The sequence below is a fragment of the Pseudoxanthomonas sp. 3HH-4 genome (assembly GCF_006716465.1).
GTDB lineage: Bacteria > Pseudomonadota > Gammaproteobacteria > Xanthomonadales > Xanthomonadaceae > Pseudoxanthomonas_A.
The window spans coordinates 1021913-1036129 of the sequence record NZ_VFPB01000001.1; the positions used below are offsets into that span (position 1 = coordinate 1021913).

Below are 14217 nucleotides of genomic sequence, written 5' to 3' on the forward strand. Positions count from 1 at the left end.
TTTCTTGCATCGGCTTTTCTTCTCCCCGCTCCACGGGGCGACGGGATCTGCGCACGGGGAGAGAGCAACGCGTTTCCGGCTGAACAATCGCTGGCAAAAAATGCCGCGCACCTCTAAACCCCTGCGTTCCTTGCTGCATCCCAGTCAGTATGCTGAATGCCGTGATCGAACCTTTCGCTGACAGCCTCTCCCCGGAGGCCACCGCCGCCCAGGACACCGCACTGGCCCGTTCGGCTGCGGGGGGCGACATGCGGGCTTTCGAAGCGCTGTACCGCCGCCATGCGGGCCGTGTGCATGGCGTCATCCAGCGATTGGTGGGCGCGCAGGGCGTGCGGGCGGAAGACCTGACGCAGGAGGCGTTCGTACGGGCCTGGCAGGCGTTGCCGGCGTTCCGCTTCGAGAGCGCCTTCTCCACTTGGCTGCACCGCCTGGCGGTGACCACCGCGCTGATGGAGCTGCGCAGCCGCCGCAACGGTCCCCGCTTCGACGACGACGAGGACGCGCTGGACGACCTGGGCATGGCGGACAGCGCCGGCCATGGCACGGCGCTGTCGCTGGACCTGGAGCGCGCCGTCGCCACCCTGCCGCCGCGCGCGCGCGCCGTGCTGGTGCTGTACGACGTGGAAGGCTGGAAGCACGAGGAGATCGCCACCGAGCTGGGCATGGCGGTCGGAAGTTCAAAAGCACAGTTGCACCGCGCGCGGCACCTGCTGCGCGAGCGTTTAGGAGGACACGCATGACCCCCCATGATCCCGCCCCGCTTTCCGACGACGTGCTGCGCTGGCAGTTGCGCGCGCTGCGGCAGGACACGCCGCCGTCGCGCGACTTGTGGCCGGACCTAGCTGCGCGCCTGGCCGTCACGCCGCAGCAGGCCATGGCACCGCCACGCCGCCGCGTGACGCCCTTCGCCCTGGCCGCCTCCGTGCTGCTCGCGGTCACCGTGACCTGGCAACTGCAGAAGGCGCCGGAAGGCGATGCGCTGATCCAGCGCGAAGCCGCCGCGCTGACCCGCGACTACACCGGTGCGCTGGCGCAACTGGACACGCAGGTGCAGACCGCACCCGAGATCGCCCCGGCGCTGCATGCGCTGGACGAAAGCGCCGCCCAGATCCGCCACGCCATCGCCACCGAACCCAACGCGCACTTCCTGTTGAACCAGCTGCGCCGCACCTATGCACGACGCCTCGCGCTGACCCAGCGCGCGGCCATGACCTGAGGAGTTTTCCATGCGTACGACCCTTGCTTTCTCGCTGCTGCTGGGCAGCGCACTGCTGGCGCCCGCGGCGCTGGCGCAGACCGCCATCAACGAAACACGGCCATTGGATGCGCGCGGCCGGGTGGACATCAGCAACCTCAAGGGCCGCATCGAAGTGCGCGGCTGGGAGCGCGACGAGGTGAAGATCACCGGCACGCTGGGCAAGGGCGTGGAGCGCCTGGAGGTGGACGGCGGCGGCCCGCACCTAAGCGTGGAAGTCCGCTACCCGAAGAACAGCGGCTGGGGTGGCAACCAGACCGGCCCGACCGAGCTGGTGCTGATGGTGCCGTTGCGCGCCGACCTGGACATCGAGTCCGTGGCGGCCGACGTCCACGTCACCGGCGTTGCATCAGGCGAACTTTCCATCAGCAGCGTGAGCGGCAGTGTGGCGGCCGCCGCCGCGCCGCAGAAAGCGGACATTGAAACCGTCAGTGGCAGCGCCCACCTGACCCTCAACAGCGCAGACGTGGACGTGCAGACCGTCAGCGGCAACATCGTGTTGCGCGGTCGCTTGAACGGCGACATCAGCACCGAGACGGTATCCGGCCGTATCGAAGTCGCCGTCACCGGCGAACAGATCCGTGATCTCAACACGAGCACCGTCAGTGGCACGGCGCATGTCACCACGGCCCTGGCGCCCGGCGGCGAGATAAGCATGGAATCGGTCAGTGGCGACCTGCTGCTGCGCCTGCCGAAGGATGTGTCTGCGCAGGTCAGCGGCGAGAGCTTCAGCGGCGGCCTGAAGGCGACAGGCGTGGAGATCGAGAAGCGCCGCGGCCCGGGTTCCAGTTTCTCCACGCGCTACGGCAGCGGCAGTGCGCGCGTCACGGTGGAGACGTTCTCGGGTAGCGCGGAAGTCCGCGTGGAGTAAGTCGGCCGCACGGGCGCGCGCCGCATCTCCCGTATCATCGGGGCGGGTTTCCGGTGATACAGAGGCAGGCATGACGAGTGCGGCATTCCACGTCCAGCAGGCGCGACGCCACCTGGCAACCGGCAATGCCGCGCACGCGTTGTCCGCGGCCGGGCAGGGGCTGGAAGTACATCCGCATGACCCGGACTTGCAATGGGTGGCCGCGCTCAGCCTGGTGGCACTGCAGCAACCTGCCGCTGCAGCCCGCCAACTTGAAGCGCTGGTGCACGCCCAACCCGACCATGGCGATGCCTGGCTGAAGCTGGGAGCCTGCCTGAAACGGCTGGACGATCCGCTGGCCGCCGCAGCGGCGTTGCGGCGGGGCCTGGCGCTCATGCCGGAGGCGGCGCCAGCACGGCTGCAACTGGCTGAATGCCTGCTGCCGGGCGACCCGGATGCGGCGCTGGTGGAGTACTTCCGGGCCGTGACCACGGCGCAGGCACAGGGGCGATGGCTGAATGATGCGACCACCGCGCCGGAGCTGCGGGAGCGGGTGAAGACTGCCATGCGGCTGATCGATGAAGGCCGGCACCGCCTGTTCTTCTCGGCCATTGCGCCTCTGCAGCAACAGCACGGCGCACAGGCGCTGTCGCGGGTCACGCGCGCGCTGGAGGCCTATCTGGGCATCGCACCGGGCGGCAGCCCGGACCCGCGCCAACGCCCCACGTTCCTGTACATCCCCGACCTGCAGCCCGAGCCGTACTTCGAGCGCGCATTGTTCCCGTGGTACGAAGCGCTGGAGCAGGCAACGGATGCGATCCGTGCCGAACTGCAGCGGGTGTTGCAGGCGCGTGACGGATTGCAGCCCTTCCTCGATTTCAGTGGCCCTGCGCGCAAGGACGATTTCCTGGCGAGTCGGCAGGACATCGACGCGGCCGCGTGGGATGCGTACTTCTTCCATCGCCATGGGCAGGCCTACCCCGAACACCTGGCTGCGTGTCCCGCCACCGCCCGGGCGCTGGCGCAGGTGCCGCTGACGCGCATCGACGCGCACGCGCCAGAGGTGCTGTTCTCACTGTTGTCACCGGGGACCCTTATCAAGTCACACCATGGGGTGACCAACAGCCGCGTGGTCACCCACCTGCCGCTGATCGTGCCTGTGGACTGCGCGCTGGAGGTGGGCGGGGTGCAACACGACTGGCAGGAAGGACGCTGCGTGACCTTCGACGACTCCTACCTGCACCAGGCCTGGAACCACAGCAGCCAATTGCGCGTGGTGATGATCCTGGACACCTGGCATCCGCGCCTCAGGCCCGAGGAAACCCAAGCGCTGAAACAGCTGGTGGAGGTCATAGGCGGATTCAACAGGCAGGCGGGCCTGAACTGATCGCTGCCTTACTCGTGCGTGTGCTCGGGACTGCCCGGCTTGTCGAACAGCAGGTAGGTCGAAAGGATGTACTTGTCGTTCGAAACCGGTGCGTTGCCCACGTGCTGGAACATCCAGTACGGCGGGAACACCAGTAGCCGCCCCGCGCGTGGCTGCACGTCGACCTCCAGGTCCATGAAGCGGGTGCTGCCGCCTTCCTGCACGTCGTTGAGGTACCACAGGAACACCATGTAGCGCCCCGCGACCTCGTCGACAGAATCGAAATGCGGCTGGAAGCCTTCGCCTGCATTGGCGCGGTACTTCTTCATCGTCAGGCGGTCGATGCGCGGGCGCAGCGGCACGGGCAGGGTCAGCGACAGGTCTGCGTTGTAGCGTGCCAGCGCTTCTTCGATGCGGGTCATGAAGAACCCCACGAAGGCGGGATCGGCCAGGCGGGTGAGATTCAATTCAGTCCAGCGGCTGTCGTCCAACGCCGGCCGGTAGCCACGCCCGTTGGGCGCCTGGAATTGCGCCGAAGACTCGAAGCCGTCGATCAGCTGCTGGCAGAACGCCGCCGGCAGTGCGTCGTCGTAGATGCGGATGTAGTCGGCCAGCGCTTTCATGGGGTCATCGTACGGTGAGGTCGTAGCCCCAGTGGTCTGCCACGGGTTGCAGGATGGGCAGCGCGGGGAGCAGCCAGCGCGAATATGGCTGCCAGCGGCCGACGGCACGCGCGTTCACAGGCTCGACCACCTGCGAATAGCTGGGCGTGCTGATGTAACCTTTGCGCGCGGCATGCTGGCTGAACTGCGCGAGGAAGTCGCGGTCCTGGATACCCAGGAAGCTGCCGATGCGTTCCACCTGTGCGGGGAAATCGCCGACGGTGTCCTCGTAGCGCAGCACCAGCGTGTCGGGCGCCAGCAATGCCTGGTGATGGATCCAGAACTTCATCGCATTGACGTAGCTTTTCGCCAGCCGCTCAAGGCTGGAGCACAACACCATGAAGGCGGGCGACCTGAAATTCTGCATGTAGCAGCTGAGCAGCACGTCGCAGGGGTGTCGCAGCGCCAGGATGATCTTCGCATTGGGGAACAGGCGCAGGATCATCGGCAGGCGGAGCATGTTGAGCGGGTTCTTGTCGACCAACTGCTCCCCGGGCTGGAGCGTGATGACCTTGGCTACTTCGGACCAGTACACGGCGCGCAGCTCGTCGGCGGCCGTGCCATCAAGCATGTCCAGGGCATGCGGATACTCGAAGCCGCGCGCTTCCATCCGTTCGATGCAGCGCTGCAGCGTGGCGCGTTCGTCCATCGAGGCGTAATGCGGGTGGGCGTCCAGCATCTGTTCCAGCATGGTGGTGCCGGAGCGGGGAAAGCCGACGATGAAGACGGGGGAATCAGCCGCTGACGGCGCGCGGGGGTCGTGGCGGAACGCGCCTTCGTCCGTAGTCAACCATTTGCCTGAGACCTTCAGCGGCTCGGCGTCGGAATGGGCGATTTCGGGCACGACATCGGCGGCCAGCTGGAAGTGGATGGCATGCGCGTGTTCGAGGTGCGACATCGCCGTTGCCGGGTCTTTCTGCTTGTCGGCGATGTTGGCGAGAGTGAAGTGTGCGTTGGCTTCCGCCTGCACGTGGGGTCGCAGCGCGATGATCGATTCCGCCGCAGCGCGTGCCTTGGCATGGTCCTTGTCGCGCATGGCCAGTGAGGCTTCCAGATGCAGCAGGTCGATCTGCTCCTGGCGTCCTGCCGTAGCGGCCTGCGCGCGCGCCTGATCCATCAGTGCGCGGGCCTGGGGGATCTGGTTGGTGCGCTCGTTGAGCTGCGCGAGGCGGATGATGCCCGACAGCGACTGCCGCATGCCCGGGGCCATCAGCAGGGATTCGGCTTCGCTGGTGCGGCCGACCTGCATCAACGCGGTCGCGAGTTCTTCGCGCAGGTGGTCGGGCAGGCCGCGCCATTGTTCGGGGGGCGGGATTAGCGCGGCGGCACGTTGGGCATCACCGCATTCGAAGCAGGCGAGAGAGGCATAGATGTGCGCTTCGGCGAGGCCGGGGTGCAGGTCGACGGCATCGAGGAAGCGATGCCGCGCATCGGCGATGCGACCCATGTCCAAGAGCAGCAGCCCATAGTCGACCAGGAAGCCGGTGTTGCGGGGATCACGTTCGAGCGCATGCCGGTAGGCAGCCTCGGCTTCGGCGTATTCGCCCAGGCGTCGCAGTACCAGCCCGAGGTTCGCCCAGTACGCCGGAATCTCCGGGCGGCCCTGGGCCAACTGCCGGTACACAGGCGCGGCGTCCTGGTCACGCCCGAGGTTCTGCAGGCTCATCGCCCACAGCGTGGCGAGGCTCTCGTCCCCGGGCACGCGCGCCAGGGCCTGCTGGCAGAACTGCGCGGCGTCCTGGAAACGGCCGTTCTGGAACAGCGCGACGGCTTGCTGGATGAGCGGTTGATTCATGGTCGGATTCTAGCGTGGCAACAAAAAGGCCGCGCGGCTTGCGCCGCGCGGCCAGGGTGCAACGTTTACCGCGTGCTGCTTAGAAGTTCATCGTGTAGCGAGCCCACAGGTAACGGCCGACCGTATCAAAGGTCTGCACGTCCGTGTTGGAGTTGAGCACGTTGTTCTGGAACATGGTCTGCGGCTGCTTGTCGAACGCGTTGTCCAGGCCCACCTCGATCTTCGAGTTGAACCACGGCAGCGAGTACGCGGCGCTGAAGCTGTGCACCAGGTAGTCGTCGAAGCGGCGTGCATAGCAGTACTCGGGAGCGAACTGCGGGTTGCAGCCGGCATCCGCGCTGACGCTCTGACGCAGGTCGTTGCTGCCGATGTCGAAGCCGCTGACATAACGGGCGCGCCAGCTCAGGCCCAGGTCGCCCTTGTTCCAGTTGACGAACAGGCGGCCGCGGGTACGGGCGTACATGCCGTACGAGCTGTTGTACGTGCCGGCGATGTGCTTGACGGCATCGTCTTCGCTGAGGGGGTTGGTGTCGTTGTCGTAGCGGTCGATGTACGTAGCGTCCAGACCGAACAGCCAGCTGCCCCACGCGGTGTCGGGGAGACGGTAACGCACGGCCAGATCCCAGCCGTTGGTGTCCAGGCGGCCCAGGTTGACGATCGGCTCGCGGATGAAGTCCACTTGGCCGTCGGCACGACGGTTGATGAATTCGCAGAACGGGTGGCTGTCATCGGCGTAGCAGGTGTCGACCACGATCTGTGCGTCGGCGCGGGTGATCGTGTCGTTCAGGTACAGGCGCCAGTAGTCGAGGCTGACCGACAGGCCGGGGGCCCACTGCGGGTCATAGACCACGCCGTAGGAGAACGACTTGCCTTCTTCCGGCTGCAGGTCGAAGCCTGCGGCGACGGCACCCGACCATACGCCGTTGGACTGGCTGGTCGGCGCCGGGCCGATGCCGGTCGTCGGGATGTTGGTGGCGCCTGCGCCCGCACCGCACGCGTTCTCGTGGTCACGCGGTGCGCCGGTGGCGCCATAGCCTTCGCACTTGTCGTTCAGCTGCGGAGCATTGCCCTGCGGGCCGTCGTACAGGTTGCCGATGGTCGGGGCGCGGAAGACTTCCGCCACCGTGCCGCGGAACAGCAGGTTCTCGATCGGACGCCATTCCACCTGCAGCTTGCTGTTGGTGGTGTCACCGAAGGTGCTGTAGTCGGAGTAGCGGCTGCCCAGCGTGACCGACAGCAGGTGCGCGAACGGCATGTCGGACAGGATCGGCACGTACAGTTCGCCGTAGACCTCGGTCACGTCGTACTTGCCGCCCACCGGCGACGAGCAGGCTTCCTGAGAGATCATGCAGCGGCCGGTTTCATCGGCGATCGCGATGTAGTCGACTTCGCTGCGCTGGTACTCTTCACGCCATGCGCCGCCGAACGCCAGCTGCACGGCACCGGCCGGCAGGCTGAACAGTTCGCCCGAGGCGTTGGCCTCGAAGCTGCGGGTCTGGTACATGGTCGAGTAGACCGGACGCGCTTCCGCCGCCTGCATCGTGGCGACCGACTGCGGGTCGAAGATGTTGAAGATGTTCAGCGGCGTGCAGCCGGCGATGATGGCGCCCGGTGCACCGCACTTGACCACGCCGTCGGTATCCATGAACGACGGACCCAGCGCATCGGTCAGGCTGGCGTAGTCCACGTAGCCGTAGCTGGTGTTCTCGCTGAAGTAGTGGCCGTAGTTGAACGCGGCATCCCACTTCCAGGTCTCGCCCACGAAGCCTTCCAGGCCGGCGACGACCTGCGAGGTGGTGGTGTCGTAGTACGAGCGGCGCTGGCCCAGCGAGGTCCAGCGGGTCATAAACTGGTTCTGGCTGCCGTCGGCCGCCGGACCGAAGTTCTGGTCGAACGGGTTGTAGTAGTTGTCGGCCGAGATGACGACGCCGTCGCTGTTGGCATCGAACGGCAGCGCGGCGATCGCGAAGTTGGACGAGGTCTTGTTGTGGTAGACCTCGGCGAACGCGTTCAGGTTGTCCGTGATCTGGTAGTTGGCCAGGAAGAACGCATTGGTGCGTTCCTGCGGCGTCATGATCAGGTTGGTCGCCTGGTAGTTGTAGGAGTCGCGTGCGCCGTTGTAGCAACGGAAGTCGCCCTGCGATGTGCCGCTGGTGCCGGGGGTCAGGGTGACCGAACCGCAACCATACTGGTCAACCAGGGGGCTGCCTTCCGGGAAGAAGATGCGGCCATTCGGGTTGCGGCTGGAGCCGAAGACGGTGACGTAACCGCTGTACAGGTACGTGGCGTCCTTCGAATAGTCGCGATCGTTGGACGAGATGCCGTCGAACTTGTTGTAGTTCAGGCCGGCGATGATGTTGCCCTTGTCGCCCACCTGGCCAAAGGTGATCGAACCGCCGCTGCGCTGTCCGTCCTGGTGGCTGGGCGTGATGCCGAAGTCGATCGACGCGGTCAGGCCGTCGAAGTCGCGGCGCAGGATGAAGTTCACGACGCCGGCAACGGCATCGGAACCGTACACGGCGGACGCGCCGCTGGTCAGGATTTCGATGCGCTCCACGGCCGAGGCCGGGATCGAGTTGACGTCGCTGTTGACTACGCGACGGCCATTGACCAGAAGCAGCGTGCGGGCCGAACCCAGGCCGCGCAGGTCGATGGTGGACGAACCGTCACCGCCACCGTTGTTGACCTGGGGATTGGTCGGGGCGCCCGACATGGCCGGCATTTCCTGGATCAGATCGCCCAGGGTCAGCTTGCCGGTCTGTTCGATGGCGGCGCGATCGATGACAACGACCGGGCTGGCGGTCTCGGTTTCAACGCGGGCAACGCGCGAACCGGTGACCTGGATGGCGTCCAGGGTCTTGGCGCCTTCGGTGGTGGATTCCTGCGCGAACGCGAGGCCGGTGCCGGCAGCGCTGGTCGCACCCACTGCGAGGACGAAGCCGATGGCTTCGCGCAGCTTGGTGGTCTTGAAGTTCATTCTCTCTCCAGATGAGGTCTGTTACGCCCTAGGGATACCCGGCTGGCAAGCCAAATACGGCTACCAAAATGCTGGGGTGACCCGATCATAGACGCGCCGTGGCGAGAATTAAAGAGTCGTTAAGATGCTTTGGGGGCCGCGGGCATGGGAAATTGCCATTTCTCTCTATTCATATTTGTGATGAATAGATGAAGGCAGTACATCCGGACGGGATCAGGCAGGGATCACGTCGAACGCCAGGCTGATGCGGGCGCTAGCGCCGCTGTACGGGATGGTGTGGTGAAAGAAATACGAAGGGAAAAGCAGCACTTCACCACTGCGGGGCAGATGCTGCAGGCGGCGGGGGGGGGCGCTCTGGGCAAACTCGGGCTGCGGCTGCCCGAACACGATGGCCCCGCTGTCCGCAGTCGTAGGTTGGCCGGCGTCCAGATAGAAGACGCCGCTCAACCAGCCCGCCGGATGGATGTGGGGCGTCTGGTGGCCTCCTTCATGCAGGACGGTGGCCCACATCTGCAATCGCCAGCGCCGGGGCATGGCAAGCCGCCAGGGATGCGTTGCCAGCCCGGGATTGGCGGCCAGTGCCGCCATCTGGCGGGTAACCCCTTCGGACACCGCATCGCCAAGCGCATGGAAGGGGGACCCTTCCGTGAGGTCCAGCATGATGCTCTGCTGGCCGCGTACCGTTGAACGGCCGGCCGGCTCCCAGTTGAGCTCGGGATGGGATTCGACGGCCACGCGCAATCCGTCCAGAGCGGTCTTCGGAAGGAAGTCGAGTGTCGTCACGCCGAGCAATGCGGCGAAGTCCATCAGCGCATCCACCTCGTCGTGGCGGCCAAGCTCGTTGGCTGCGATGTACAGGCCTGCCAGGGCGGTCTGGTCTCCCGGCGCCAGTGCGAGCGCGCGCTCGAATCGCCGGTAGGCAGCGTCGGGCTGACGTCCCCGCAGAAGACACAGGGCGTGGTTGGTCAGGAACTCGGGATTGGACGACGTTGCGGGTTCGAGCCGGGAATAAAGCTGCAGCGCAGATGGAACATCTCCCGCGCCATCGTAGGCGCTCGCCAGCGCATGCAGGATCGCAGGCTGCGCGGGCGAACGCAGTTCCGCAGCGCGCAATGCGTGGACGGCGCCGGTCGCATCGCCCTTCCGCAGCAGCAGGATGCCCATGTTGACCCAGGCGTCCACCATATCGGGTTGCAGCTGCGTGGCGTGCCGGAAATCGTCCAGGGCCTCGCCGAGCCGGTGCAGGCTGAGGTGGGCCAGCGCGCGCTGGAAGTAGGCCGGTGCGAAGCCGGGCGAAGCCGAAATGAAGTAGTCGAAATCCGCACACGCCAGTGCCGGCTCGGTCAATCCCATGAGGACCAGACCGCGCTGGAAGTACCAGTCATCGTGTCCCGGTGCTTGCGCGATGGCGCGATCCAGCACCTCCCGCGCGGCGGCAAGGTTGCCCGCCTGGTAATGCACGCCGGCCAGTTCGCTGGCGACGGGAGCCCCCGCTTCCAGGCATACGCGGTAAAGCCGGATCGCGTCACCGGTCTGGCCCTGTTGCAATGCTGCGCGCGCTTGGGAAATCAGTTCTGCGATGGAGGAATGTTCGTTCGTCATCTCGTGGACACCGGTTGGACCCTGCCGTACGGAGGGAATGGTCCGTCAGGAGAGAATGCCTTTCTCCCGGAGCATCTGCTCGCAGGTCGCTTCTATTCCTGCTGCCGAACGCTTCGCGTCGAACAAGACGCCTTCCCGCACGATGGTCGCGACGCGATCGCGCAGCGCTTCCAGTTCGCCGGGATGGTTCGCGAGCCACGCGGCCCGCTCCACATATTCGGTGGTATCCGCCACCACGAGTTCTTCCAGCCCAAGGGCCCGGTTGATACTGACACCAAGGCGTGACGGAGGGGTCTGCCCGGCGCGGCAGAGCACCGGCAGTCCATTGACAACCGCATCGAGTGTGGTGGCGCCACCTTGATAGCGGAAGGCGTCGAGCATCAGGTCGCAGCTCGCCGCGCGATCGGCCTGGTCTTCCGGCGCCAGTGCGTCGACCAACATGAGCCGGGATGGATCACCACCGATGGAGCTCCAATGCGTGAGAAAGCCCGGGCGGGCCGCAGGAGGCAGATACACCATCAGTGTGGCCCGGGGCGCGAGCCGGAGGATCTCGACCCATGCCGCCGCCAGCGCTGCGTCCAGCTTGTAGCTGTTGTTGAAGCTCGCAAGAACCGCGCTTCCCTCCGCCGGCATGCCGAAACGCTCACGCTGTCTGCGACCGCCAACCCGCGGGGGAGGAGGGAAGACGCTTACCGGAAGGTGGACGACACGGTCATCGAAGGGCCAAGCGTGCGTTGACGGTTGCACATGCTCATCGAGCAGGATGGCGTCCAGCCAAGGCGCCTGCTGAGCATGAAGAAAGCCAAGCCAGCCGAGTTGCAGCGCTGCGGGCCGGGACGCCAGGATTTCCAGGCGTGCGCCCGTGGTAGGTCCGTTCAGATCGATCAGTACATGGATGCCGTCCTGCCGGATGCGCTCGACGACGCCGGCGACACCCAGATCCTCGCACTCCACGTACACATCGCTGCTCTCGCGGATCCGCGACGCCACTGCATCATCGTGCCGGCGGAGGGAATAGACGAAGACCTCGAATCGTTCCCGCTCATGGAAGCGGAACACATCGCCTACCAGCTGCCCCACGGCGTGCATGCCCAGGTCCGCGGAGAGATAGCCGATCCGGATCCTGCCGCCGGCTGGAATGGGTTGCGGGGTTGCAGGCGCGAGTCGGACCACTGCAGTCGTGCGCGCGGAAACAGCCTCCATGTAGTGGTCCAGGGCGGCCCGGACCAACGCGCTCTCCAGCGGGAGATAAGTGAGCGGGAACGCCTCAAGAACGGGCTCGCGTGGAATGCCATCGGCGACCACGCGCCGGAACCGCTCAAGCGTTTCATGTTCGCTCGAGAACTCGCAGAGTCGTGCTTCGGTCTGCGCCAGGCGAAGAAGGATGTCCGGACGGTCGGGATAGATGTGGCATGCCTGCTTGTAGCCACTGCGTGCGAGTTCCAGGTTCCCTGCCTGCTCGGCGCACATCGCGATGTTGTAGATCTCTCCCGGCTGTTCCGCCGAGGCCCTCGTGTAGGCGTGTATAGCCTCTTCCCAGCGTTGCTGCTGATGAAGGCTTTCGCCCAGGTAATGCCAGGCTTCACCGAATCCCGGCGCAAGCGAAAGCGCGCGCCGCAGCGACGTCTCCGCACGCGGATACTCGCCCGCCCGGACGTCGATGCTCCCCTTCAGCATCCAGGCCATCGCGTCATGCGGTAAACGACGGGTGGCTTCGTCCGCCGCCTGTAACGCGTCTTCGATGGCGCCGCCCGCTCGCAGGCATGCGGCCAGCGCGAGCAGCACCTGGGCGTCGCCGGGCGCGAGGCGACGGACATCCGTCAGCATCTTCGCCGCATCCCGGGCATGCCCCGTATGCATGAGCAGGAGCGCGTAGTCGAACATGAGCGCGGCATTTGCCGGATCCGCCGCGAGGGCGCGTTCGTAATGGATGCCTGCGGTGACGGTATCCCCGGCCGCGAGCGAACGGCGCGCTTGCTCGGCGTCCGTCATGGCGAGACGACGAGGGTCCAGCCCATGCGGCTGCCAGCGACCTGGTCGAGGGGACGCAGGATGGATGATGCGTAACCTGCCTCAATGCAATGTTGGTGCAGGACCTCGAGTTCCCGCAGGTCCATGATGGCGCCGGCCAGGTGTTGCAGTCGCGTGCGTTCGTTTTCCAGGTCGTCGCGTGCATTCGCAAGATACTGCAGCGCCTGCCATGGCGAACCTTGCGCCTGTTCCAGCGTGGCGTGCAGGTAATGGAATGCCTTGCGCAGGATCGCCGCCTCGGGAAGCGCCGAAGCGGCGGCTACAAGCCGGGTGGACCCCGATTGGAAGGCGTGCTGGATGTGCGCAGTGCCTTGGCTAGAAGCCGGCGACCCAGCCAAGCTCGACACCCACTGGTGCGCCAGGTCGAGGATCTTGGTTTCGTCGAACAAGAGCGCGCACGCTTCATGCTGCTGGCGCAGCGTCATGGAAATCAGCGAATCCGAGCTGTGCAGCAGGAACGCCGCCGTGCCCGCGTGCCCGATGATCCGGAAAATCTCCTGCAGCGCAGGTTCTCGCGTGCGCGAATATTCAAAGGCGTATTGGGACGTGACGAGCGCGACACTGCCTGCTTCGAAAGGCAGCTCCTCCATGCGCGTACGGGCATGGAAGGTGATCCCGTCGAATGACGTCGCGCCGGATGCCCAGTGCGGAGGGTCGATATCCGCCGCATCCACGCCATGGATGTCGAAGTCGATGCCACGCTGCGCGGCATGCCCCTTGGCGAGAAGGGCCAACGCGCCGTTGCCGGTGCCGATGTCCACCACCCGCTGCCCTGCTTGGAGGCCGTTGAAGCGGGCATTCCAGAATGCCGCGATTTCGCCATCGTAGTTGCCTTCGATGGCGGTGGAACAGGAGTGCAGCACGCCGGCGCGCCAGAGCCTGCTCCATGCATCGCTTTCAAGAGGTGCGGGTCCAGTGGGCATGGCCTGTTCGTGGTTCACGGTGCGGGCACGTTCTTCCAGCGGCACCAGGAATTCAGTGCAACGACGATCCGGGGACGCTCACCGGTGTAGGGGAACACTTCGTGCAGCAGGTAGGAAGGGAAGGCGATCATCTGGCCGGGCTTGTGGTTCAGCTGCCACGGGCCGATCCGATAGGGGGTCTGCATGCGTTCGATGGACGGGTCGCGATACATGTCGCAACCGGTCCGGGGATCATGGAATCGCACGGCACCGCTTTCCGGTGCATCCGCATCGCCAGGGTCGACGCAGTAGATGGCGGACCAGCTGGCGTTGGGATGGTTGTGCAGGCTCTGGAACCCGCCCTTCCTGGTGACATGGAACCAGGAGTGCATGTCCAGGTTGATGTTGGCCATGTCTTCGTCAGACAGCTGGTTGATGCCCTGGATGAAGGTCTGCAGTGACGCACGCAGGAAACCGAAAAGTTCCCGGATGGGTCTCTCCGGGCGTTGATGCAGGAAAAAGTGGCTCTCGAAGATGCCGTACTGGGTGTCCCGGCGTATCGGGTCGCGATGTTTGTCGCCCTGGCTTTCCAGTCGCAGGAACAACGACGCCAGTTCAGCGTTGAGCCGTGAAGCGTCGGCGATCTGGCATTGCAGCATCGGCACTGCGTAAAGCGGGAAGACCTGCGCCTGAATCTCGTTGCTTGCCATGCGGGCATCCCATCGTGCGATCCGCGAATGATGCCACGCCACCATCATGTCGGAAGGCGTGGCCCTG

11 protein-coding genes are annotated in these 14217 nt (G+C 65.6%); 4 read left to right on the top strand and 7 right to left on the bottom strand.

Annotated features, from left to right (window positions below):
* The first annotated feature begins 161 nt into the window (after positions 1-161).
* From FB548_RS04575 to FB548_RS04590, 4 genes are all read left to right on the top strand, one after another.
* Positions 162-740, top strand: a complete 579-nt coding sequence (locus tag FB548_RS04575) for a sigma-70 family RNA polymerase sigma factor (protein WP_255470305.1) — start codon at positions 162-164, stop codon at positions 738-740.
* Positions 737-1216 carry a hypothetical protein gene (locus tag FB548_RS04580; RefSeq protein WP_142123539.1) on the top strand — a complete coding sequence of 160 codons (480 nt, stop codon included), beginning with the start codon at positions 737-739 and terminating at the stop codon, positions 1214-1216. The genes FB548_RS04575 and FB548_RS04580 overlap by 4 nt, the downstream gene beginning before the upstream one ends.
* A 10-nt stretch (positions 1217-1226) precedes the next feature.
* Entirely contained in the window at positions 1227-2126 is a 900-nt protein-coding gene (locus FB548_RS04585; protein WP_142123540.1) for a DUF4097 family beta strand repeat-containing protein, read from the top strand.
* 70 nt (positions 2127-2196) lie between these two features.
* On the top strand, positions 2197-3492 hold the full coding sequence (locus FB548_RS04590) for an aspartyl/asparaginyl beta-hydroxylase domain-containing protein (RefSeq protein ID WP_142123541.1): 1296 nt from the start codon (positions 2197-2199) through the stop codon (positions 3490-3492).
* Between the two features lie 8 nt (positions 3493-3500).
* On the opposite strand, the gene FB548_RS04595 is transcribed toward FB548_RS04590, so the two are convergent.
* From FB548_RS04595 to FB548_RS04625, 7 genes are all read right to left on the bottom strand, one after another.
* Positions 3501-4094, bottom strand: a complete 594-nt coding sequence (locus FB548_RS04595) for a 2OG-Fe(II) oxygenase (RefSeq protein WP_142123542.1) — start codon at positions 4092-4094, stop codon at positions 3501-3503.
* Positions 4095-4098: 4 nt separating this feature from the next.
* The gene (locus tag FB548_RS04600; protein ID WP_142123543.1) at positions 4099-5928 is read right to left on the bottom strand and encodes a tetratricopeptide repeat-containing sulfotransferase family protein; all 1830 of its coding nucleotides are present in this window, start codon (positions 5926-5928) and stop codon (positions 4099-4101) included.
* Between the two features lie 79 nt (positions 5929-6007).
* The gene (locus FB548_RS04605; protein ID WP_142123544.1) at positions 6008-8905 is read right to left on the bottom strand and encodes a TonB-dependent receptor; all 2898 of its coding nucleotides are present in this window, start codon (positions 8903-8905) and stop codon (positions 6008-6010) included.
* A 213-nt stretch (positions 8906-9118) separates the two neighbouring features.
* The gene (locus FB548_RS04610; protein ID WP_142123545.1) at positions 9119-10507 is read right to left on the bottom strand and encodes a putative 2OG-Fe(II) oxygenase; all 1389 of its coding nucleotides are present in this window, start codon (positions 10505-10507) and stop codon (positions 9119-9121) included.
* A 45-nt stretch (positions 10508-10552) separates the two neighbouring features.
* Positions 10553-12499, bottom strand: a complete 1947-nt coding sequence (locus FB548_RS04615; RefSeq protein WP_142123546.1) for a tetratricopeptide repeat protein — start codon at positions 12497-12499, stop codon at positions 10553-10555.
* Complete coding sequence (locus FB548_RS04620; protein ID WP_142123547.1) at positions 12496-13506, bottom strand: class I SAM-dependent methyltransferase; 1011 nt, start codon at positions 13504-13506, stop codon at positions 12496-12498. Before FB548_RS04620 ends, FB548_RS04615 begins: the two co-directional genes overlap by 4 nt.
* Positions 13476-14150 carry a TIGR02466 family protein gene (locus tag FB548_RS04625; protein WP_185741979.1) on the bottom strand — a complete coding sequence of 225 codons (675 nt, stop codon included), beginning with the start codon at positions 14148-14150 and terminating at the stop codon, positions 13476-13478. Before FB548_RS04625 ends, FB548_RS04620 begins: the two co-directional genes overlap by 31 nt.
* Positions 14151-14217: the final 67 nt, after the last annotated feature.

Coding starts and splice junctions, on each gene's coding strand:
- FB548_RS04580 (WP_142123539.1), top strand. CDS start 737: ATGACCCCCCATGATCCCGCCCCGCTTTCCGACGACGTGCTGCGCTGG.
- FB548_RS04585 (WP_142123540.1), top strand. CDS start 1,227: ATGCGTACGACCCTTGCTTTCTCGCTGCTGCTGGGCAGCGCACTGCTG.
- FB548_RS04590 (WP_142123541.1), top strand. CDS start 2,197: ATGACGAGTGCGGCATTCCACGTCCAGCAGGCGCGACGCCACCTGGCA.
- FB548_RS04595 (WP_142123542.1), bottom strand. CDS start 4,094: ATGAAAGCGCTGGCCGACTACATCCGCATCTACGACGACGCACTGCCG.
- FB548_RS04600 (WP_142123543.1), bottom strand. CDS start 5,928: ATGAATCAACCGCTCATCCAGCAAGCCGTCGCGCTGTTCCAGAACGGC.
- FB548_RS04605 (WP_142123544.1), bottom strand. CDS start 8,905: ATGAACTTCAAGACCACCAAGCTGCGCGAAGCCATCGGCTTCGTCCTC.
- FB548_RS04610 (WP_142123545.1), bottom strand. CDS start 10,507: ATGACGAACGAACATTCCTCCATCGCAGAACTGATTTCCCAAGCGCGC.
- FB548_RS04615 (WP_142123546.1), bottom strand. CDS start 12,499: ATGACGGACGCCGAGCAAGCGCGCCGTTCGCTCGCGGCCGGGGATACC.
- FB548_RS04625 (WP_185741979.1), bottom strand. CDS start 14,150: ATGGCAAGCAACGAGATTCAGGCGCAGGTCTTCCCGCTTTACGCAGTG.